This window comes from Vibrio sp. A37, assembly GCF_059777565.1.
In genome coordinates this window covers 495074-517234 of sequence record NZ_JBLNLI010000001.1, presented here as the reverse complement: position 1 = coordinate 517234, position 22161 = coordinate 495074, and the positions used below count along the sequence as shown (strand labels likewise).

Sequence of the window (22161 nt, the reverse complement as noted above, 5' to 3'; positions counted from 1 at the left end):
ACGATTTCTGAAACTATTGTTGGGGCAGCTTCGTGTTTCACTGCCCCAATAAATTGTGTTTTTATATGAACAATTTACAAAGCCACTTGCCTTTTAACCCCAGCTTCTCTGGTGAAGTCTTGATCATGACTTACGAGAATATAACCTCCTCGATAGTTACATAGAGCCTGCGCAAGCATGGCCTTTGAATCGATATCTAAGTGATTGTCGGGCTCATCAAGTAGCAGCAGTGGTTGGTTTGGTTGATGGCTAACAATCAGCATTGCTAACTTCATCTTCTCTCCTCCACTAAGCATATGACCGAGACGAAAGACATTGTCGCGACGAAAACCAATCCCTGCCAGCAAGGTTCTGGCGTCACTTTCATTCACTCCCTCGCAATGTTCTATTAAGTTTCCCAGCAAAGAAAGCTCTGGGTCAATCACATCAAAGTGCTGGTCGAGATAATACCTTGGTATATTCACTTGCAGTTGTCCACTTTTAAGAGCCAGTTCATTTAACAGCGTTTTCAATAACGTCGATTTCCCGCATCCGTTATTACCGATAAGGTGAATCTTATCGTTGGCAGAGATTTCCAATGTTATCGGGTCCGCACGACCAAAAGGTAGAACCGCGCGTCTCATTGAAACGACGTTTCTCGAACGGTTTGGGCCATCTGTAAAGTGCAGCTTTTGCCCTTCTAATTGCTCCTTTCTCTTTGTTAGTTGCTGTACTTTCTCTTGCAGGTGAGCATGCCGAAGTTGTTCGTTTTTGTTACGACTAGAGGCATTCGCGGTGGCTTTGTCCTTCTTTTTATCGAGTAACACCTTTGGCTGGCTACCACTTTTTCGGAGCTTATTACCCTGAGCGGCTCTTTTTTCGGCTTTTTCACGATTGAGCTGTATTTGTTTCTCCAACTGCTTTTTCTGCTTGCTAACACTGGACAACTTTCGATCTACGGCTTGTAACTCTGCTCTTTTCTGTTCGGCATAAACATCATAGTTGCCACCAAACACTTGCAAACCGAGTGTAGAGAGCTCCCAAGTCTCTTCCATCTGACGAAGCAATTCCCGGTCATGACTAATGAGTAATATCGCCCCCTCAAATGTACGCATGGAGTCAATCAGCCATTGCTTTGCTATCACATCAAGGTGATTAGATGGCTCATCAAGAATGAGCAGCTCGACGTCACTTTCAAATAGTTGCCACAGCTGTAACCGAGCCAGTTGACCACCACTAAGAAGTGCGCAAGGAAAATCAATCTGAGCTGGTAGCCTCATTTGCGTCAGCTGCTCAGCTAGTTTATTGGGATAATCCCATTGCTCACCCACTATATCGAACCAATGATCTGAACAATCACCGGATGCGATCTCTTTTAGAGCTGTCAGTACTTCCTGTTTGCCCAAAAACTGAGCGATAGAAGTTGTATCCGAAAGTAAATGCGAAGGTTGTTGACGATATACTGCGAATGATGTGGGCAATTTTACAACTCCGGCAGAAGGCGTTTTCTCCCCGCTGAGAATTGATGCGAGCACTGATTTACCCACACCATTTCGCCCAACCAACCCCACTCGGCGTTGAGTCATGGAAAACGACAATTGCTGAAATAATGTCTCGCCATCATCAAATTGATAGCTGATGTTATCTGCTTGTAAAATTGACATAATTTGTCTCCTGTATGACAGGGACAACAGTCGTAGCCTGAGATAATAAAGGGATAAAATTCATGCAGGCACTGGTTTTCATCATTGCAATGAAAAAAAAAGTGGCTGCAAAATAAATATCGGAAAGTGAGCTACGCCTACTAACCCTGTAGATCCAAAAATAAAATGAAAAATGGATGACAGGTTTAGTTGTTCATGTTGGCGTAACCTCATTGAGAAATGATGATGGAATGCTAAAGCAGTTCGTGCCTTTTAGTCAAGCAACATGGCTTGGCAGCAACTATTAGATAATGAGTTAAAAATATAACACTATACAAATATAAACCTCATAAAGTTACAATAATAGGACATTAAACATCTAACATTTCTATGACCACCTCTCAAAACTATATCTTATAATGTTTTAAAATAACCACATTAGACACCAATAATAACTATAATGTTATAAAAATAAAACATTGAGTGGTAAGCATGACATATTCTCTAATGACCGCCTCTGCGCTAGCTGAACTCATCGGGGATCGCCTGCGCCAATATCGGCTGAACAACAACAAATCTCAAGAAGAGATCGCTGAAGCAACAGGACTGACAAGGCAAAAGGTAGCTAGAGCAGAAAATGGTAAGGCCACTCTGGAGACAATAATGTCAGTGCTTATTGCACTGGACATAACCGATCAACTTGATACCTTCCTTCCCCCTACTCCCATATCCCCTATTCAATTGGCCAAGCTCAAAGGTAAGGAGCGGGTGAGAGCATCAAGCCCAAGAAAGAAAGAAGATAAAGATAAAGATAAAGATAAAGATAAACATACTCCAAACGAGGAAGATTTAGGATGGTGAAACAATTCATTGAAGTTCACTACAATGAAACAATGGTTGGCGCAGCCAGCTACGATACTGAAACTCAGCAAAGCGCTTTTGAGTACGATAACAAGTTTGTCGATTCTGGATTAGAACTATCACCACTCATGATGCCTTTGGCAAAGAAAATTTATACCTTTCCAAACATAGACTTTGCTACCTTCAAGGGATTATCTGGTTTGCTTGCCGACTCATTGCCAGATGATTTTGGTAACAGCGTTTTGAATGCCTGGGTCGCTCGTAAAGGTCGTTCACCGAGTAGCATCACTCCATTAGAGCGATTGCAGTACACAGGTAAACGAGGAATGGGAGCACTCACTTACTCTCCACCAAGCCATGGCGCTGATTTTGAGAAATCCAAAGAAATTACGATCAGCTCATTGGTTTCTGTTGCACAGGATATTTTGAGCCAGAGAGAAGGGTTCGATGTTGCGTTAGATCCCCAAGGAAACGCAGATCAAGAAGCAATGCTTGCTCTTATGTCTGTCGGTATGAGTGCAGGTGGTGCCAGACCAAAAGCAGTTCTAGCGTTCAACGAGGACTTCACACAAGTTCGCTCTGGCCAAGTCGAAGCTCCCGACGGCTTCTCCCACTACCTAATGAAGTTTGATGGCGTAAGTGAACACAACGAGAATAAAGAAACCTTTGGTGATCCCCTTGGTTACGGAGCAATGGAATATTGCTACTATCTGATGGCGCATGAGCTTTGTGGCATCGATATGATGCCAACGCAATTGCTTAATGAAGGCAATCGTCGCCACTTCTTAACCAAGCGTTTTGATAGAAATGGCAATCAGCGAATTCATACTCAAACCCTAAACGCGATGGCACATATCAGTTACAAAAGAGGTGGCGAATACTCTTACGAAGAACTTTTTGGCGTCGCAAGAAGCCTAAAGCTCAAAGCAACCGAAGCTGAGCAGCTATTCAAGAGAATGTTGTTTAATGTTGTCGCGCGCAATCATGACGATCACTCGAAGAACTTTGGTTTTGTGATGAATGATGAAGGTAAGTGGGCTCTGGCACCCGCCTATGATATCGCCTACTCATATAGACCAGACAGTCGCTGGGTAGCACAGCATTGGATGACGTTAAATGGAAAACGCGACAACTTCACACGAGAAGATTTCTACGCTTTTCGCAAACTCAGTCCAAGGTTCACTAAACAGATGATTGACGCCACTATTGATGAAACTATCGAGCATGTTTCTCAATGGAGAAAGTTAGCCACAGAGCAAGATGTACCTAAATCTCTTATCAATGAAGTTGAAAACAATCTACGTATGCACCTCTAAAACTAACTTGTATCGATTATCTTATTGTGGTGGCCTCACCCATTTGAGTGAGGCGTGCTAAAAGATCCACTTATTGTGGCGCTCTCCTGCCCCAATTTAAGTTACACCTTAAACTGGGATACTAGATTGTTCAGATATACAGAAGACTCTCTCACATTATCGCTTGAAGATTTTATGCTACCAATCGCGTTGGTACTCTGCTCGGAGCTATCGCTGATTGACACGACATGAACATTGATCTCTTTGATCACCACCGACTGCTCCTCTGTCGCTGTCGCTATTTGGGTATTGAGATCAGAGATGTGGAGTATATTGCCAACAATTTCTTCTAGCGCCTCGTTGGTCTTTTGCGCCGTTTCCACGCCCACCATTGCTTGTTCTTTGCTATTTTGCACCGAGTTTACCGCAGTGGATGCCCCTTCTTGCAACTCATTGATCATATTATTGATTTCTTCCGTTGATTCACTTGTGCGTTGAGCCAACCCTCTCACTTCATCTGCCACGACTGCAAATCCACGTCCATGTTCACCGGCTCGAGCGGCCTCTATCGCAGCGTTCAATGCTAATAAGTTAGTTTGTTCTGAGATACCTCGAATCACGTCAAGCACACCGCTAATGTTGTTGGTATTCTCAGCAAGAGTTTCTATATTTGCAGCCACCGTTTCCATCTCGCTAGCCATGTTGTTGATCGCTAAAGTAGAGCTGTTGACTACCTCTTTGGCTCCTGTGGCCCGAGTTACTGCATCGTTCGTGGTTTGAGCCGCCACATTGGCATTGCTTGCAATTTCTTCAATAGTGGTGCCCATTTCAGTGATCGCCACTGACACTTGATGCGCCTCATCCCGCTGTTTATCAGAAGCAAGCTTGGACGCTTCTGCCTCTTCGTTTACGGTTTCTGAAGACTCTTTTACTGATATAGAAGTTTTAATTACATCTTTAACGATACCTTGAATATTGGATACAAAAGAGTTGAACCCAGATGCCAAAGCGGCTATCTCAGGAGCCTGCTGCTCCGAAACTCGACTGGTCAGATCGCCACCACCTTTACCAAACTCAGTGAACGTCTCTGCCATATTACTGATTGGCTTAACCAACTTACCGGCCAAGAAGTAGCTGACAATAGCAAAGAAGATCGTCGTGACAATAAGAATAATGACCAACAGATAGGCACTGCGCTCAACGCCACTTAATAGCTCATGTTTTGGCACTTCAGCGACAACATACCAGCCTAGGCTGTCGATATAACTTGTCGATATCACCAGATCACCAGACGTCGTCGATGCATAATCTTGCTTATTCAGTAGAGAACTAATATTAAGGTTTGGAAATAAATCACTAAGACTTGATTTATCATTCAGGGATTCATCGTGATGGACTTTGACATTGCCTTTGCCATCAACAAGAAATACGAATCCAGATTGCTCAAGTTTAAAGCTATTGAGATAATTGACCATCGCATCAAACGACTTGGAAACACCAGACAATCCACGGCCATTGACTTGTTGATAGTTGACGAATATATCGACATCTTTTGTCGTTTTACTTCTGTACACACTCGATAGTTCACTATCTCCACTCGCTTTAAACCTAAAAAACCAACTGTCTCTTTCTGGAGTCAAGACTCTCAGAAAGCCATCTTGGTTCCAATACTTCGCGGTTTCTCGATCTACAAACGAAGCGTTACTAAACCCGTTCGCTTTTACGATATTGCCTAAATGCTCGATAATTAGCTTTTCAGTCGCTGGATCAGCACCGTTTTTCGACCATTCAATAAAAACCGGGTTTTCAGCAATTGTCCTTGCTACGATTTTCATCTCTTGTATTTCAGCATTAACCGAGTTGCGAATACTTTTTACCAAAGTGGGCATTTCACTATTATCCACTCTATCGATCATGATGTTTTTGCCATTCAAGTAAGCCGTGTAACTCACTATGCTCGTCGAAACAATGACAGCAACGAGTACCGCTAACATAATACGAGCTTGCATCGATAGGTTTTTCATCCTGAATTCCTCAAAAATAATCCTTAACTCTACTCAAATAAAAGTAGCATATAGCGGCAGAAGTCACTGGACAGCCGTTAATCGAGGATATTCACAGGAGAAAATAATTGAACTGTAGTCAAAAAACCTTTACTAGATGTGTGAACATTACTTTTACTTGGCCAAGCAAAAGCACTTAGTTTTATACCCACTTATCTCATATGAATTGTATATGATTTCTTATAGATCCCTAGTGTTAAAATGAACTACATATATGTTTTTAAAAATAATTCTATACTTATACTCAACGTAGCAAGATGTAATTGTTTTTATTGTTTAAATCTAACAATTAAAAGATTATAACTCTCATAATTAAGTATATTTCCCTTATGTCATTAAGATAATATTTGAACAATTAAATCTACCATATTTAAATATTATATTTATTTAATTTGTACAAAACACTCTCCACCGAGCAATTTAAAAAAGATCATTGTTTACGTCACTAAGCATATGATAATAGAATGACTGGAGGTAATATTTAGTCATATTGTAATAATTAAAACAAAATAAACATTGAACTAATATGTTTAATGGATAATCCAGAGGTAAAGCATTCAACTTGATGCACTTAGTGTTAGTTTCAATAAAAATCAATAGGTTATTTGGTCAGTTCGATATTTAAACATATTTATGCTTTTAAGTATAAAAGTAACTAATAGGCTATGTTCGGTATATGGATAATGAAAATTGGGAAGTGGCTATTGTCATATATATGCTTCACCTCAATATGAGTAGAGAGCAGGCATGCAAGGCCCTAGGGATAGGATATAGAGACCCCATCATAGATTAGGGTAGAAAATAGAACATCAATTAACTGCAATCCAATGAATTAAGGTATTCATTATAAGTTAAAGTTCCGAACGAGTATTTTATTACGAGTAAAGTAAAACTTTAACATTTTATATCTAAATGATTGGTGCATATTTACATACTACTAAAACAATTTGTTATTTGGCTTAAGAATTATATTCCTGGGCTTGACTCCCTCCTTTTTGTACAAGGCAGTTCTAAATAAAAGGAGAAGCCTAGGAATCTTTTCTTCGCTAAGAGGTATTATATTGTGGAAAATAAAAACGTTTTCGTATTAGGAGCTTCAAGAACTGCATTAGGCTCTTTCGGTGGTACTCTTTCTGGTATTCCTGCAACTGAGCTAGGCGCTACTGTTATCAAATCCCTTCTGGAACAGCAGCAAATCGATCCTAGCCACGTCGACGAAGTGATCGTTGGCCAAGTACTTACCGCAGGTTGTGGACAAAACCCTGCACGTCAAACAGCCATTGCCGCAGGTATTCCTGAGCATTCTTCTGCTTTAACTATCAACAAAGTCTGCGGCTCTGGCCTCAAAGCACTTCAGCTTGCTTACCAAGCCATCAAAAACGGCGACGCAGATCTTGTGATTGCTGGCGGCCAAGAAAATATGAGCCAAGCGCCTCATATTCTTCCTAACTCACGCAATGGCGTAAAAATGGGTAACTGGACGGCAGAAGACACCATGATCAAAGACGGTCTATGGGATGCATTCAATAACTACCATATGGGCACAACTGCCGAAAACATCGCTAAAAAATACGATATCTCTCGCGAAGAACAAGACGAATTTGCTTATCAGTCACAAATGAAAGCAGCAAAAGCCTTGGAAACAAACCGTCTAGCCGACGAGATTATTCCTGTAGCTGTACCTCGTAAGCGTCAAGAACCTCTAATGTTCGCTCAAGACGAGTTTCCACGCCCCCAAACAACGGTAGAAGGCTTAGCTAAGCTGCGCCCAGCGTTTGATAAAGCTGGCAGTGTAACTGCGGGTAACGCTTCTGGTGTAAACGATGGCGCTGCAATGGTCATTTTAGCTTCTGAAGAAAAAGTAAAAGAACTAGGTCTTCAAGCAATGGCTCGTTTGGTCAACTTCGCAACTGTTGGCGTTGATCCAACCATCATGGGGACCGGCCCAATTGAAGCTTCACGAAAAGTTCTAGACAAATCTAACTGGAACCTGGACGAGCTGGACCTTATCGAATCTAACGAAGCGTTCGCAGCTCAAGCTATTTCAGTCAACAAAGAAATGCAATGGGATACCAACAAAGTCAACGTTAACGGCGGCTCTATTGCATTCGGACACCCAATTGGCGCATCTGGCGCGCGCATTTTCGTCACTTTGGTTAACGAGCTTAAGCGTCAGGAACTAAGCAAGGGATTGGCAACATTGTGTATCGGAGGTGGTATGGGAATCGCTGCCACTGTCGAAATGCTTTAACCAGAGCCCCAAACCACCTACAGATTCTTTCTGAAACTCACATTTGATGTCGTTTGAATATCACTCAAACAATTTTTGCAATGGGGCGAAAAGCGTCCCAATTGAGGTAACTATTATGTTGAAATCACTTGAAACCTTCGTAGAAATCGCGAAAAGCAAAACCGTTAAGAAAATTGCTGTTGCTGCTGCGGAAGATCGTACTACTCTAAAAGCCCTTAAGCTTATCACTGAGCAAAAGATTGCAGAGCCAATCCTAGTTGGTGACAAAGATAAGATCTTCCAAATCTCTGAAGAAGTAGGTTTTGATGTTCACGGATTTGAAGTCATCGATGAAAAGAACAAGAGCAAAGCATGTCAAAAAGCAGTGGCACTTGTAAAAGAAGGTAAAGCTGACGTTCTTACTCGCGGCGCACTAGGTACACCTGAATATCTTCGTCCAATCCTTCACCGTGAAACTGGCCTTAAGAAAACGAAATTGGTTTCTCAAGCGGGCTTTGTTCATATCCCAACTTACCACAAAGTATTTGCATTCACTGACTCTGGTATCAACATCGCACCAGACGTAAACGAAAAAGCGCAAATGATTCAACAGTGCGTCAACGTATTTCACAATGTTGGTGTTGAAAACCCGAAAGTTGCTGTTATCGCGGCTACTGAAGGCGTGAAAACAGCAATGCCTTCAACCATTGACGCAGCAATCTTGACTCAAATGAACCGTCGTGGCGGTATCAAAGGTTGTACTGTTGATGGCCCTCTATCTATCGACCTAGCATTCAGCAAAGAATCTGTTGAGCATAAAGGTTTGGATACCGAAGTGGGCGGTGACGTTGACCTTATCCTACTTCCAGACATCAACGCTGCGAACACTTTCTACAAAACAAGCACATTCCTAGGTGGAGCGAAAGCAGCTAGCTTTATCATCGGTACTATCGCACCGGTTGATTTCCCATCTCGCTCTGACTCTGTTGAAACTAAATACTACGCAATGGCTTGCGCGATTGCTCAGTGTGCTGAATAACAGGTAGCCCTATGAAAATTCTAGCTATTAACCCTGGCGGCATGTCGACTAAGATTGCTGTCTATGATGATGAGTTTTTAATTCTTGGTAAATCTATCGGCCATTCAATGGCTGAATTAGAACCTTTTGAAACGATTGCAGAGCAAAAAGAATACCGTAAGAATTTGATTTTAGAAACGCTCAAAGAGAATGGTATTACGCTACACGAAATCGACCAATTTGTTGGTCGTGGCGGTATGGTACGCAACCTACAGAGCGGTGTTTACCGTATCAATGAAGAGTATCTACACGACGCAACAATCGGCCTAAATGGTCAGCATGCCTCTAACTTGGGCGGTATCCTAGCACACGAGCTAGCGAAAGAAGTCAATGCGAGCAAAGAAGCATACACTGTCGATCCTGTAATGGTCGATGAGTATGACGACATCGCACGTTTATCGGGTATGTCAGACATCTCACGTGTACGTAGCTTCCATGCATTAAACCAAAAAGCAGTGGCACGCCGTTACGCAAAAGAGCACAAAAAGTCTTACGACAAGATTAACCTTATTGTTGCTCACTTAGGTAGTGGCGTAAGTGTTGGCGCTCACAAAGCGGGTCGCATCGTTGATGTTAACTCTGCACTAGGTGGCGATGGACCAATGAGCCCAGAGCGCGCAGGAGGTATCCCACCTCTAGCGCTTATCGATATGTGCTTCTCTGGTAAATATACGTATAAAGAAGTCTACAAAAAGCTTATCGGTGAAGGCGGTGTCTACAGCTACCTTGGCACAAAAGACATGATGGAAGTAGAAAACCGTCATAAAGAGGGTGATGAGAAAGCGACACAAGTTCTTAAAGCTATGGCTTACCAAGTTTCGAAAGAAATTGGCGCATGTGCAGCAGCACTAGCAGGTAGTGCGGATGCAATCATCCTAACTGGCAGCATCGCTTATTGCGGGCCAATGGTTGATTGGATTGGCCAACACACTGACTTTATCGACGCCAAATTAGTGGTTTATCCAGGTGAAGATGAGATGCAAGCACTTGCTCAGGGCGTAAAAGATGCGCTTCACGGCGAGCGTGAAATCTTAGACTACTAATTAGCCAAAAACGCTGAACTCTCAAGGTTCAGCGTTTGTTTTATCTTTGGAAATAATCATGACAGAAAAAACGTCTCTTCCATTTGGAATGCCAGTTCAGCAAGGTAATCCAGCTTATACCGTCGCTCCAAACCGTTTCGTTGACCGCGAATACTTCATCATCACTTACGAAACCGATCCTGAAGCACTAGAGCGCATCTTACCACCAGGCTTAGAAGCGCCAGAACCGCTCGTAAAATACGAATTCATGCGTATGCCTGACTCTAGCGGTTTTGGTTCTTTTCATGAGTCTGGCCAAGTTATCCCTGTGACTTTCGAAGGTCAACCTGGCTCTTACGTACACTCTATGTTCCTTGATTGCCACCCACCGATTGCAGGTGGTCGTGAGATTTGGGGCTTCCCTAAAAAGCTAGGCGCGCCTAGTTTAGAAATCGACGGCGACACACTGCTAGGTACTTTAGATTACGGCAAAACTCGTGTTGCAACAGGTACGATGGGTTTCAAATTTGAAGAGCTAGATAAAATGGCTGTTCAAGAAGCACTAGGCGGACAAAACTTCCTAGTGAAATCTATCCCTGACGTAGATGGCACACCCGCTATCTGTCAGCTTGTGCGTTACCAAATGACAGATATCAATGTGAAATGGGCGTTCACCGGTCCTGCTGCACTTGAGCTTCATGCTCACGCAATGGCGCCAGTTAATGAATTGCCAGTTAAGCGAGTTGTTTCAGCTAGCCACTTTATTGCTGATCTCACCCTACCTTACGGTGAAGTTGCAATCGACTACCTAAAGAACGAACGATAAGCAAATTTGTAGTTTAGGGAAAATAGCTTGAAGTACAACTCTTCCCCCCTATAGGAACAAAGTCGTCTCTTCATTCTGCCCTAAACTACAACCCTTTTATTATCGACGTCGGTTAAATGAGTTCTCGCAAAGCAGAGACAACCATATTGTGATCATCTTCTTGCGGCAATCCAGAAACCGTCACCACCCCTATCAACCCACCAGATTTAAGTCGAATCGGAAATGCACCGCCATGAGCACAGTACTCACGTGCGTCGATATGAGGCATACTTTCAAAATCTCGATTTTTTGATGCATTGTATTGCCCTGAATAGTAGGAACTATGGCCAAAGCGCATCACCGATTGGCGCTTTCGTTTTACCCAGTCCTGATTGTCGATTGAAGTCCCTAGCATCGCGTGGCTAAACAACACTTGCTCAAAAGCATACACTTCTATTGCCACAGCAGCCGATTGACTCTCTGCGGCTTTCTTAAGCGCGCAGCCTATCTGCCACGCGGTTTCATGATTAAACTCAGAGAAAACGAGCTGCTTCTCTTGTTCAAGTAACTCTGTTAATTTTTCATTCATGGCCATTACTACGCTGTTTTGTTCACTTTGACGGTTTGACCCAAGCGGCTACTTTCCATTGCCATCTCAATCAGACGAATACTCCAAAGCGCATCTTGAGCGTTCACGGGCGGTTGTTGACCTTCTCGAATGGCTTGGGCCATTTGAGAGAAGTAATTTTGATAACCACCCAGCTCTGTAGGCACTGTTTTTGATTCTTCTAGAGTATAAAAAATGCCAAATTGTTCGGCGGCTTCTTCGGACCAAGTTGAGTTATCAGGCTGTACCCCGGCAATCAAACGCTCTTCTTGAGGATCAAGTCCGCATTTCTCAAAGCTGCCTTTGGAACCTTTGACAGTAAAACGCTTATTGGGGCCCGCACTAAACAGGTCGCCATGTAAAATGGCTAAATGATTGGGGTAATGCAAAACAACATGGAAATAATCAACATTGTTCGAGCCTTCACGCATCACTTCACATTGAGCGGTGACCGCTTCGGGCACACCGAATAGTGTCACTGCTTGATCAATCAGGTGAGAGCCTAAATCGAATAGAATCCCTCCCCCAACGGCAGCTTGTTCACGCCAGCGCTGACGTACAGCTGGACGGAACCTGTCGAAGTGGGATTCATAGTGTTTCACGTCACCAAATTGTCCGTCTTCAATCATCTTTTTAATCGTTAGGAAATCACCATCCCATCGGCGGTTATGATAGACGCTCAGCAGCAAATTTTTATTTTTTGCTAATTCAATCAGTTGCTCACCTTGTGCTACCTCTGTAACAAAAGGCTTTTCAAGAATGACATGTTTGTTGTTTTCTAACGCCTTTTTAGCCAAATCAAAGTGCACATCGTTGGGTGCAGTAATAATCACCAATTCCGCATCTGAATCCACCAGCAGATCATTAGAGTCGGCAAAGCACTGTGTTTGTGGCCAGTCATTTTTTACTTCATCTAACTTGCTCGTGCTGATTGCTGTAAGCTCAAATGCCGGCAAAGAGGTAATAAATGGAATGTGGAAGGTCTTGGCTGAAAATCCATAACCTATAATCGCGGTTTTAATTGCAGTTGTCATACTTTAGTTCTCGTTAATTGGTCCGTTACGATAAGATCGATATCGTAGGATTTTATAATGTGAGTGATGTCTTGGGGCGGCGCTTGATTCGTTACTATTACGTCGACTTCTTCCAATTCACACACTTTGAAAAAGTGTTGTTGGCCAAACTTGCTGCTTTCACATACTAGAATGACCTTTTCCGCTTGAGTGATCATCGCCTTCTTAATTGCAGCCTCTTCTTCACTGGCGGTAGAAATGCCAAGTTCAGAAATCGCACAAACACCAATGAATGTCTTGTTGACGTTGTACTGTGCCAGCTGAGCAATCGCTGTCGAGCCCAGCATCGCACGATGAAAAGCATTAAACTTGCCGCCAATAAAATGAAGAAGGATGTCTTTCTCGTCCTCTAAATGGGACAAGATATCAATTGAGTTAGTGACGACAGTCGCAGGCATTTTCATGTAACAAGCCATCGCAGACAGTGTGGTGCCTGTATCCATAATAATGAAATCATCAGGCTCGATTAAACTCGCAGCCACCCGGCCAATGTCTTGTTTCTCAGGGCTAATAGGTTTGTCTTTATAGGCGGTAACGTGGCTAGTTACTGGTACAGAAATCGCCCCACCTCTAATCCTTTCAATTCCTTGTAGTTGAGTCAGTTTAACCAAATCTCGACGTGCGGAATCACGCGAGATCTCATATCGCTCACACACATCGGCTAAGGTAATTTTCTTTACTTCAAGCAGCCACTGCTGCATCGAGAGTAATCTTTCTTCCTGTGTCATACACTCAAATAGCTTACATCCACTTAAACACAAAAGTGATTTTAAGCAATTTTAAATACTATTTCACCAACTTTTTACCCATTGCATATAACTTACTGATTTTTAAATTCGAAACTAGGGCTGTTTATCACGCTAGAATGCTGTAGCGTCGAACTCACTCAGTACCCGAATTAGTGTAAAAATAGGAAAGAGAATGAACAAATCATTTAAATGTATGCTGCTTACAATAGCATTCATACTTTCATTCAATAGTTACGCCGATGACTTTAAAAAAGTAGCACTAGTCTCGGTCTCAAGTATGTATGACCCAGGTGACATCAAATATATAAACCAATCACTTGAATCAAAAGGCTACCAAGTGACTGACAAGTATTTGAACCAAGAACCATCCGATCTCGGCTATGTAAATGTCGCTAGTGTTAGAGCTCAAAACTTACTCAATGCTATGAAAGACAACAGTGTAGATATTATTTGGTTCGTTCGAGGTGGCGCTGGAGGCGTGAATATTTTACCCATTTTAAGCCAGCATATTGAAGAACTAAGAAAAGCAAAACCTAAAGTTATTGTTGGGTTTAGCGATGTGACAGCAATACATGATTTCGTCAACAGTAAACTCCACTGGAAGTCTATTCATGGTGTCGTAGCAGAGTTCAACAAAACGATATTTTCGATAGAAGAGAAGAATGGCCGAACCCTATATGACCACGTCAACGAAAACCAAGAGATACCCTCGGTTAAAAAGATAATGACCGATGGCGTTCACTACAAAGGCGTTATAGCGCTAAATACAAAGGCGAACGTATCGGGCACGTTAATTGGTGGGAATCTTGCCATTTTAGATGCAACAATTGAAACACCATACCAACCTAACTTTCGCGGTAAGGTCCTAATGATCGAAAATACTGGAGAAAGCTATCACCAATTAGATAGAGAGATGCATCACCTGCTTATGATGCCTGCAATTCATGAGGTTAACGCCATCGTATTTGGCCAATTTCATCCAATTGGCGCAAACTTTGCGGACAGGTTGATCTACAAAAAAGTCTTGCTTAACTTTGCCCGAGCATTTAATAAACCCGTTTATTACTATCCGTATTTTGGCCATGGAATCGTCAACAAGCCATTTATACTCGGTGGAGAAGCCAAAATCACATGTAGCAAACAAAGCTACTATTGTTCCATCGATAACTTTTCTTAGCGTTCATAACTTACCACTAAAAAGGCCTCGTCCGCATCATTTTGACGAGGCCTTCAGCAACGAATACCAATCTGGAAAAATCATTGGTCTGCGAAGTGAAATACGCTGGAGCAAACATACATGGGCAAGGATGCCCATGTTTAAGCGCACAGGATGTCTTGAGCGGTTTGTGGAAGCTTATTCATTTAGCTCATATGCTGACTTAGAATGGTATAACGTAGATTCAGATGCGAATATGGATAAATTCATTCATCAATAATACGGCGAGATTTCCAGTAATGCTTTCTCCAATATACATTGTTCAAGCTAGAGATAATCACCCCTTTGCTGGTCGAAGCATTTAAGAATTTATCATCTTTTAGATAAATACCAACGTGGTGACTAGACCAACCCGTCTTGAAGAACACCAGATCTCCAGCAATGAGGTGATGCCTTGAAACTGGTATACCTTGGTGAGACTGAGCTTTCGTTGTTCTCTCAAGATGAATACCAAACTGCGTCTTAAACGTTAATTTTGCAAACCCCGAACAATCAATCCCATGACGTGAGTAGCCACCGTATTTGTACTTAACGCCTCGCCAAGCGTCATATTGCGCATATAACCTGTGCAACACTTGTGACTGGCTATAGTGTTTAGCGTGATGGGTTGTAGAGTGATGATGAGCAGGAGGCGATTGAACCGTAGCACAAGAGCATAATAGGCTTGTGAATACCACTAGGATGATTTCTCTTTTAAATGCGGTACTCACTATGGCTCCAGTGTGTGGTTGTCAGTAGAGCTATATTCGTTCACATCATACGGCGAGTGGAAAAGCTCATGGTAAATTGGCAATGGCTGAATTAATTCAAGCCACTTTCAGTATTCAAAATAGCAGAATTTAGGGCGTGTTGATGCTTCCTATCTTGCAAAAAAGCCTCGTCAAAATAAATTTAACGAGGCTTTAAGGTGTGGATGCTAACCTATATCGATTGTATGACTCCCGCTTTGGCTATTAGTAACCCTGAATCTATCAAGCATGCTGCGGCATAGCCTCCCGCTATTTCCTCATCTTTTGAAACGACTAAAGAAGCATAGAAGATTCTAGAGAGATAAGAGACAACACTACTCGTCTCGCCAATGATCGCAACACTACGAGGTTTATCCACCCCCTTTGAAGCCAGTTCAACAAAATGTGCAATGGTAAATACGACTTGTGGCATGGTAAGAATCGCATCAATTATTGCTGACACCTCCCTTTCATCGGCGCCTTCACCTTGGATATATCCTTGAACTTTACTGCTAAATAACCCCTTAAGCATCAGTCTAATAGCGGTGATAATACTGCTGCCTTTCGAAAGGCTCGAATCAAGCGGATCATACGAATGTATCGCTCCTGCCATGGCTGACGCACCGCCTCCGATAACCGAAAGCAGCAGAGACGGATTACCGAATGGGTTATCTCCAGAGTCTTCCAATGCTTCTAAAGTACCAACAACTGAGTTTATACCAGTAGCGATAGCCGCTCCCCAATAGGCCAAAACCAAAACCGGTTCTACGCTTGCCCCAGCACCTGCACCAAGTTCATTGGCCGCTTCCACAGACTGATTTGACGCGCTGAAACCGTCACTATTGAATGCAGCCATCGAAGACGAAGATTGATCACCCATTAAGTTTTTAAAAACGTAGGATGGAGTGGAGACCGTGGCCTGACTGGAAGGTTGGTATAAACTGACAACCTGTTCAAAACTGGTTGCGTCAATCAGAGCCTTGGTATCACTGGTGTCAGGAAACAAAGTCTTCCCCTGTATGACTTTGTAAATCATAGTAACCGGAACCGCGACTACCCAACTAAATATCTCCAGTACTGAAGGTAGCGATACGCCAAAGTCTTTGAGAATGTCTGATACCACCGGAATATAGAGCGGCGTCGTTAACACACTGATTAGGTCACTTTCCAACGACATCATTACTTTGAGAACTGACGTAATGACATTTTCCGCGCTCTGCAAGCCACTATCGAGAACTAAGCCACTTAGCTGCTTCAGTATGGACTCCGGTGTAGAGCTGCCAATATCGCCAACTAGTGTTTTAATACCTGCTCCTAACGATTCGGCAATATGTGCTTCTGTTTTTACCAAAGCCAGCAAGTCTGACAAGGCGGAAGGGATCGAGTCAGTCGGCTTTTCAATCGACAAAGATGCACCACCCATATTGTGTTGCAAGTGGTGAGATAGAAAAGAGTTGGCTGAAGTTGAGTATTTATGTGGCTCAGATTGGTCTGAGAGAGGGCTGGTAGCAATAGCGTCAAAACTTGGAAAGTTCTCTCCTGACCAAGACTGGATTTTATCTTGTAGTGTCTGAAACTCCGACTCTACCGCAGATTCAAATTGACCCAACTGATTAACCTGATGCTGCATAAACAATGACGTCAAATTGTAGAAAACATCCTTGGTTCTTTTTATATCATTGAGGTCAAACAAAAACTGCAAATAGTGAATTAACTCTTTAACATCAGACACTACTTGTTTAAGCAGCCACTGACCAGCACTCACAATACTTTCTGCAGAGTTCAGAGCAAAACTGTATACACTACCGGCGATATTGACGACAAAGTTCCAAACGTTGCTTGCCTCTTGCTTAGCCACATTCACCGTGTATGAAACACCTGTTTCCAGCCAGCGGAATAAGTCACCAACATCATTCAAGGCACTCTTTCTGCCGGTAGAAACACTATTTAAGTTCGTCGCAGTAAAAGCTAGATTGACTCCTTTATTCTGAGACAAGTACGCTTGAGAAAGCTGTCCCATGCCTTTTGCAGCGGTTTCTATTAGACTCGAATCTGTGTTGGATGCTAATAAAGGTTTCGAGTCACCGTTTTGATACTGAATTTGTGCACTCTTTAAAGAATCAGTCGTGTTTAATTGAGCCATTTTTTTGAATGGCTTATCCATTGGGTTGATGACGATATTAGTCGCCGAAGAGTTTTCAATTGTTAGGCTAGTACCATGAATATTATCTACGGTTTCAATAAATGTAATCACCCCTTGGGCGTCTGTTTTTAGTTCCGTTGGCGTGCAACCCAAGACGGTGTATAGATTATTGACAAAGAATGCGGTTCTAGCGCTTGCACTCACTTTAACCGAAAAGTTTGCTATCGGTTGTTGGCTCGAATCGGTCACTTGAACACGAGTCGTATAGGAATCAAACGCAATCGCTTTTTCTTTTGGTGCAGAGGGAAGCGTTATTTTGTATTCTTTCCACTTCCCCGATTTTCCACACTTTTCTAGCTTTGAGAACCCACTGGCCCCTGAGCAGAAAATGGTATTGCTGCCATCTGTTAAATTTACATAGGGCGAAACCATGTCCACCCCCTCTTTTAACGGCACAGGCTTTGACCAATTCCAAGTTCGGCTAGCACCTTCAGGTAAGCTACTGTCGTATGAACTAGACGTATAGAAAATCTGATTTGCACTATTTATCCCCCACACAGTCAAAACATTATCCTGCAATGTCGCGTGCAGGTTTGACACCCCGCTAAACATCACATCGGATAGGAGTAGGCTAGCCTGATTGTTTGAAGTTAACCTTGAATCAAAGTAATAAAAACTGCCCTTTGCTACCACTAGCAGATCTGTCGAGTTATCAGAATGACCATTTCGAAATGCGGCCATCGACTCTGGTTGGATATTGTCAGGTAGAGCAAGTAAATCAGGAGCAGGCGTTCCGCTACCAAACGAGTTCCATAGCGGCACATATAAAAACTGTGTGTCTCCGTTTATCTGCCCAAACGTATAGATTCCGTCTGTTCTACCTCCTGCTTTCCTGCCAATACAACTCTGGTAAGGCGTATGAACGGACAAAGTATTTAAATCTGTCGGCAGAGCATGAAGATTCCACTTAGTGTTGCTAAACGGCAAGATATAGTATCTTTCAACCAGAGGATTCGCTGCATTGTTGTTGCTAATATCAACGACTATATACTGGCCATCCAACGTTTCAGTCACGTAAAGCTTCGATACATCTAATGGCGATGGCGCATCAGTTTGGTAATCGTAGGGGCATGCCTCCCACTTAGGTGCCGAAACCCAAGAAGTATCTGTTGATGAGTTCCCCAGACTAATATAAAGCGTGTCAGAACCGTTCGATGTCACCACCATAGCAAGACAAATCTTTCCAGTCTGTTGGTTTTGCGCAACGGACATTGTCTTAACTTTTGGGATAACACCTCCCGGAAAATCGAGTTTAAGCTGCTCAGTACTAACATCGTGCTTTTCCCAACCTTGCGCAGTTTTACCTGATAGCTCCTGAGTCAGCCAAAATACACCGTCCGTACCAATAGAAAACAGTAGGGAATGGCCATTACCATCTTGCAGTACTTCAAAATTCTTATCTGCTTCCATAATGGATGCGCTTACATAGTTGCGCATTAGCTCTGATGAATAAGAAATTGTTTCGTTCATAATCATTCTCTTAATTTTTGGTTGTTTTTAAGCGCTTACTGCTGCGGATCGAGATAAGTCAGTGAGGAAACTAAATCTTGATTGTCTGAGAACTGGACATTGTTATAAGTAAACGTTCGACCACCAGGGAAAACAAAAGCATCGATATCACTAATTGGCAGATCGCCAAATCGAGTGCTCGCAATATTCTTAGCCCAATTTTGTACGTCAGTGGTCATATCATTCACGCCACCTTTCCAGAAACTGAAAGAGCTTCTATCGAAGTTAGAGTTGTCTGAACGCTTCGGAGTAAGCGCGACTGCCAATTTGCCATGCTCGTCAACAGAAAGTGTGTATGTGTCAGTCAGGGCGATATCGACTACGTTCCCTTCCGCGTTGTTGGTCAGCAGTTTCACCTTGGTGTAAATCGTTAAATGCTGATCGATCACGATAGTGTTACCAACAAACTTCACGTCTGCGGAATACGATGTATTCAGAGTCATAGAGCCTTGTGCAAATGCCCAATCATACGCATTGTGTGAATAAGAAAGCTGCAATACTGTCTCACCTGTTTTTGGATAGGTAATCGCTGGCTGCTGGTCGGGCGTGAGAGAGAACTTGTAGGTAGGCCCGCCAGTAACACTGACGTCAGATTTAAGGCAACAAGGCATTGCTTGTGCAAGAAGTCTCGTTTCAATCCATTTCACCAAAGTATTTCTGTTGATCGCCACAACACCATCAGATTGCTTGGACGCATCTAAAGATAGCCAGTCCCAATTAATACCTGAATAATTGGCTGGTATCGGCTTTCCACCCGGTACTGTACATAGGTAGTTCAATGTACTTAACTTAGGATCTGGCGTCTGTTCACCGCCTGCAGTGAAATAGTCAAAAACCATCTCCATATTTCCGATTGATAGAGTACTTTCACTTGCCATATTGTTGTGTATGGAATAGCCCACAACAGATAAGCCTTGAGACTTTTCATCTTGCTTGATGACGTTTTGAATCATACCCGCCGTAAAGTGATTTTGGATATATGGCGGCCAATTGTTGGTCGGCAAGTGAGTGAGCACCGCATTGGTAAAGTCGAAAAACAATTGCTGGATACTAAAGGCGCCACCGCTCAAATTATTTAATGCATCTTGCACGTTTTTCGGTGCGTTACTGCTTGCGACTGCTAGCTTGCTGAGTGGTACCCTGACTTGCAGACCGAAAGACGATTGTGATGGCTGGGTAGAATTGGTAAAGCCTGTCAAACCTCTTCGGCCGTACTCTGTATAAACAACCGTAAATTCTGCAAACAACAAATTGAAAATAGCGGTGTTGGTATTGTTGGTGTCTTGCAAAACGATATAGGGCAAAGTGTTTTTATATGGCTGTTGTGGAGATCCCGGGATATTCATTTCCGAAGGAAGACCAATTTTCATTTGAATACCATGGTCAAACTGCGAATTGATGATATTGGTGATATCTTGGTTTTCTGCCTGCCCTTCCTTCCAGCTATTCACTAAAAAAGGGTTAGTACCATTTGTTCCACCTTCTTCACTGGATTTACTCATTAGGTCTTCAAGTGATATCGGATCAAATTTGTCACTATTATCTTCTGCGGTCCAACACAAAGACATAGTAGGAAACTCAGTTTCAGCCAAGTATTGGAACATCTTTGAGTTAATAGACTCTTCCGTTACTGCTACGACAAAATCTAAAGGTGTAATTGAAAGGTTTGAATCTTTTTGAGCCATGGTATGTACCTTTATGTTTAATATAATTATGTTGTCGAGCTGCCAATAGACAGCATTTGTCCGTCACTTCATTTTTTAATGAAGCTAAATTAGCTGATAAATTAAAATCTGAACTTAAAAGCTAGCTACTTGTGAGGTTTACTGGAATTATGTAACCCCCTCATGTTCCTTCAAGGCTTTAAATAGATATAGGTCTACCCGTAGTCGTATCGATTCGATCTAGAGAAGGACCACTATATTGATTTCTCAACATGTCGATAACGCTTGCCCCATACACTTCAAACCACCAATCACCCATTTTCTTTAATTTGGAAATGTTCTGCTGCGAAATATTATCCATTTCATCACTTGGTGGGTTTGGTAAGTCATTTTGAGCTCGCATGTCTGAGTTCACTCGAATATAGTTGCCGTTTTTTAGTATGGTTTTCGCTTGGTAGGACACCACCATCTCGTCGGACAATAGATCCATAATATGTCCTTTGGTCATCCAGCCTAAGATCCCCCACTTCTGTGAAGCTGCACCGTCTATTTGTTGAGTTCGATATCCTGTTCCAATGGACAACACCTTGATGTCTTCCAGTGGAGTTTCTGTCCAGATAGCTTTAGCCTCAGCGACTGCACACATGGTTGGGTTGTTTGCAGTTACTCCACCATCCACTAACCATCTTCTGTCTTGATTGATTTCCATTTGTTTGGTTGGAAAATAGGTAGGTGCAGCACTAGAAGCATCAGCGATTTCAAAACTGGGAATAGAAGAGTGGGTTGAATCACTTGATTTAATCACTTCTGGCCTTCTATTCGCCAGATCGTAAGTCACCGCAAGCACATGCTTACCCGACTGAACATGACCTATCTGCGCGCCACCGAGCTTTTGCTTCAACAACGACGTCTTACCTGGAGCGGTGTACTTCGGACCGTTTAAACCGTCAAATTCAAATAGCCAATTATTTTTTGCAAATATTTCCTTAGCATTTTGGCTACCGTAAAGCTCATTAATCGCACTTATTGGCATATCAGTGGTTGCCAAGGCAAGCGCAATAATACTTCCAGTACTTGTTCCAGCATATAAGTCAATACAATCTCGAATCGATAAATTGAAATCACTTTTTAAAGCTTCCTCTACGTGAGACAGAAATTGCGTAGTAGCAGCTCCACGAATACCCCCACCATCGAGGGAAAGTATTAGTTTAGACATATAAAGCCCTATTCGATTATATTAAAAATAAATCAATGGATAATAAATAAGCTCAGACTTATTTATTAATGATCAATAATTAACCAGGCAAAAGTTAATTCCATAAAACAATACAAACTTAAATAATTTCATTTGTAAATTGAACGTCATAAAAATGCAAAATGGGAAATAAACTCAAAAAACAGAAGATAAATTAAACTTGCATATTATATTTATGAAA

General features: G+C 42.4%; 16 protein-coding genes. 7 read left to right on the top strand and 9 right to left on the bottom strand.

The features are described from left to right. Positions 1 to 74: 74 nt before the first annotated feature. On the bottom strand, positions 75 to 1643 hold the full coding sequence (locus ACM2FC_RS02160) for an ATP-binding cassette domain-containing protein (RefSeq protein WP_498479180.1): 1569 nt from the start codon (positions 1641 to 1643) through the stop codon (positions 75 to 77). 471 nt (positions 1644 to 2114) lie between these two features. Here ACM2FC_RS02160 and ACM2FC_RS02155 point away from each other — a divergent pair, with 471 nt between their 5' ends. Further along, positions 2115 to 2483, top strand: a complete 369-nt coding sequence (locus ACM2FC_RS02155) for a helix-turn-helix domain-containing protein (RefSeq protein WP_498479179.1) — start codon at positions 2115 to 2117, stop codon at positions 2481 to 2483. Beyond that, positions 2477 to 3799, top strand: a complete 1323-nt coding sequence (locus ACM2FC_RS02150; protein ID WP_498479178.1) for a type II toxin-antitoxin system HipA family toxin — start codon at positions 2477 to 2479, stop codon at positions 3797 to 3799. Before ACM2FC_RS02155 ends, ACM2FC_RS02150 begins: the two co-directional genes overlap by 7 nt. A 101-nt stretch (positions 3800 to 3900) precedes the next feature. On the opposite strand, the gene ACM2FC_RS02145 is transcribed toward ACM2FC_RS02150, so the two are convergent. After that, positions 3901 to 5802: a methyl-accepting chemotaxis protein gene (locus ACM2FC_RS02145; protein ID WP_498479177.1), complete on the bottom strand. Its 1902-nt coding sequence runs from the start codon at positions 5800 to 5802 to the stop codon at positions 3901 to 3903. Positions 5803 to 6904: 1102 nt separating this feature from the next. Between ACM2FC_RS02145 and ACM2FC_RS02140 the strand changes: the two genes are divergently transcribed. The 4 genes from ACM2FC_RS02140 to ACM2FC_RS02125 all read left to right on the top strand — a co-directional run bounded on the left by ACM2FC_RS02140 (position 6905) and on the right by ACM2FC_RS02125 (position 10997). Continuing rightward, positions 6905 to 8092 (top strand): acetyl-CoA C-acetyltransferase, encoded by a 1188-nt coding sequence (locus tag ACM2FC_RS02140; protein WP_498479176.1) that lies wholly within the window; start codon positions 6905 to 6907, stop codon positions 8090 to 8092. A 115-nt stretch (positions 8093 to 8207) separates the two neighbouring features. Further along, complete coding sequence (locus ACM2FC_RS02135) at positions 8208 to 9110, top strand: phosphate acyltransferase (protein ID WP_498479175.1); 903 nt, start codon at positions 8208 to 8210, stop codon at positions 9108 to 9110. A gap of 11 nt (positions 9111 to 9121) precedes the next feature. Then, positions 9122 to 10192: a butyrate kinase gene (buk, locus tag ACM2FC_RS02130; RefSeq protein ID WP_498479174.1), complete on the top strand. Its 1071-nt coding sequence runs from the start codon at positions 9122 to 9124 to the stop codon at positions 10190 to 10192. 58 nt (positions 10193 to 10250) lie between these two features. Next, entirely contained in the window at positions 10251 to 10997 is a 747-nt protein-coding gene (locus ACM2FC_RS02125) for an acetoacetate decarboxylase (protein ID WP_498479173.1), read from the top strand. A 112-nt stretch (positions 10998 to 11109) separates the two neighbouring features. Here the strand turns inward: ACM2FC_RS02125 and ACM2FC_RS02120 are convergent, their stop codons facing one another. From ACM2FC_RS02120 to ACM2FC_RS02110, 3 genes are read right to left on the bottom strand one after another with little or no spacing between them, the layout of a single operon-like run. Beyond that, on the bottom strand, positions 11110 to 11565 hold the full coding sequence (locus ACM2FC_RS02120; protein WP_498479172.1) for a heme-degrading domain-containing protein: 456 nt from the start codon (positions 11563 to 11565) through the stop codon (positions 11110 to 11112). 8 nt (positions 11566 to 11573) lie between these two features. Continuing rightward, entirely contained in the window at positions 11574 to 12617 is a 1044-nt protein-coding gene (locus tag ACM2FC_RS02115) for an oxidoreductase (RefSeq protein ID WP_498479171.1), read from the bottom strand. Then, on the bottom strand, positions 12614 to 13357 hold the full coding sequence (locus ACM2FC_RS02110; protein ID WP_498479170.1) for a DeoR/GlpR family DNA-binding transcription regulator: 744 nt from the start codon (positions 13355 to 13357) through the stop codon (positions 12614 to 12616). The genes ACM2FC_RS02115 and ACM2FC_RS02110 overlap by 4 nt, the downstream gene beginning before the upstream one ends. A gap of 220 nt (positions 13358 to 13577) precedes the next feature. Here ACM2FC_RS02110 and ACM2FC_RS02105 point away from each other — a divergent pair, with 220 nt between their 5' ends. Further along, entirely contained in the window at positions 13578 to 14582 is a 1005-nt protein-coding gene (locus tag ACM2FC_RS02105) for an LD-carboxypeptidase (protein WP_498479169.1), read from the top strand. A gap of 245 nt (positions 14583 to 14827) precedes the next feature. Here ACM2FC_RS02105 and ACM2FC_RS02100 read toward each other — a convergent pair whose 3' ends face one another. The 4 genes from ACM2FC_RS02100 to ACM2FC_RS02085 form a co-directional block, all read right to left on the bottom strand. Beyond that, positions 14828 to 15331, bottom strand: a complete 504-nt coding sequence (locus tag ACM2FC_RS02100) for an NlpC/P60 family protein (RefSeq protein WP_498479168.1) — start codon at positions 15329 to 15331, stop codon at positions 14828 to 14830. Positions 15332 to 15542: 211 nt separating this feature from the next. Next, on the bottom strand, positions 15543 to 19022 hold the full coding sequence (locus tag ACM2FC_RS02095) for a hypothetical protein (protein WP_498479167.1): 3480 nt from the start codon (positions 19020 to 19022) through the stop codon (positions 15543 to 15545). Between the two features lie 35 nt (positions 19023 to 19057). Beyond that, the gene (locus tag ACM2FC_RS02090; RefSeq protein ID WP_498479166.1) at positions 19058 to 20746 is read right to left on the bottom strand and encodes a hypothetical protein; all 1689 of its coding nucleotides are present in this window, start codon (positions 20744 to 20746) and stop codon (positions 19058 to 19060) included. Between the two features lie 178 nt (positions 20747 to 20924). Beyond that, positions 20925 to 21941, bottom strand: a complete 1017-nt coding sequence (locus ACM2FC_RS02085; protein ID WP_498479165.1) for a patatin-like phospholipase family protein — start codon at positions 21939 to 21941, stop codon at positions 20925 to 20927. Positions 21942 to 22161: the final 220 nt, after the last annotated feature.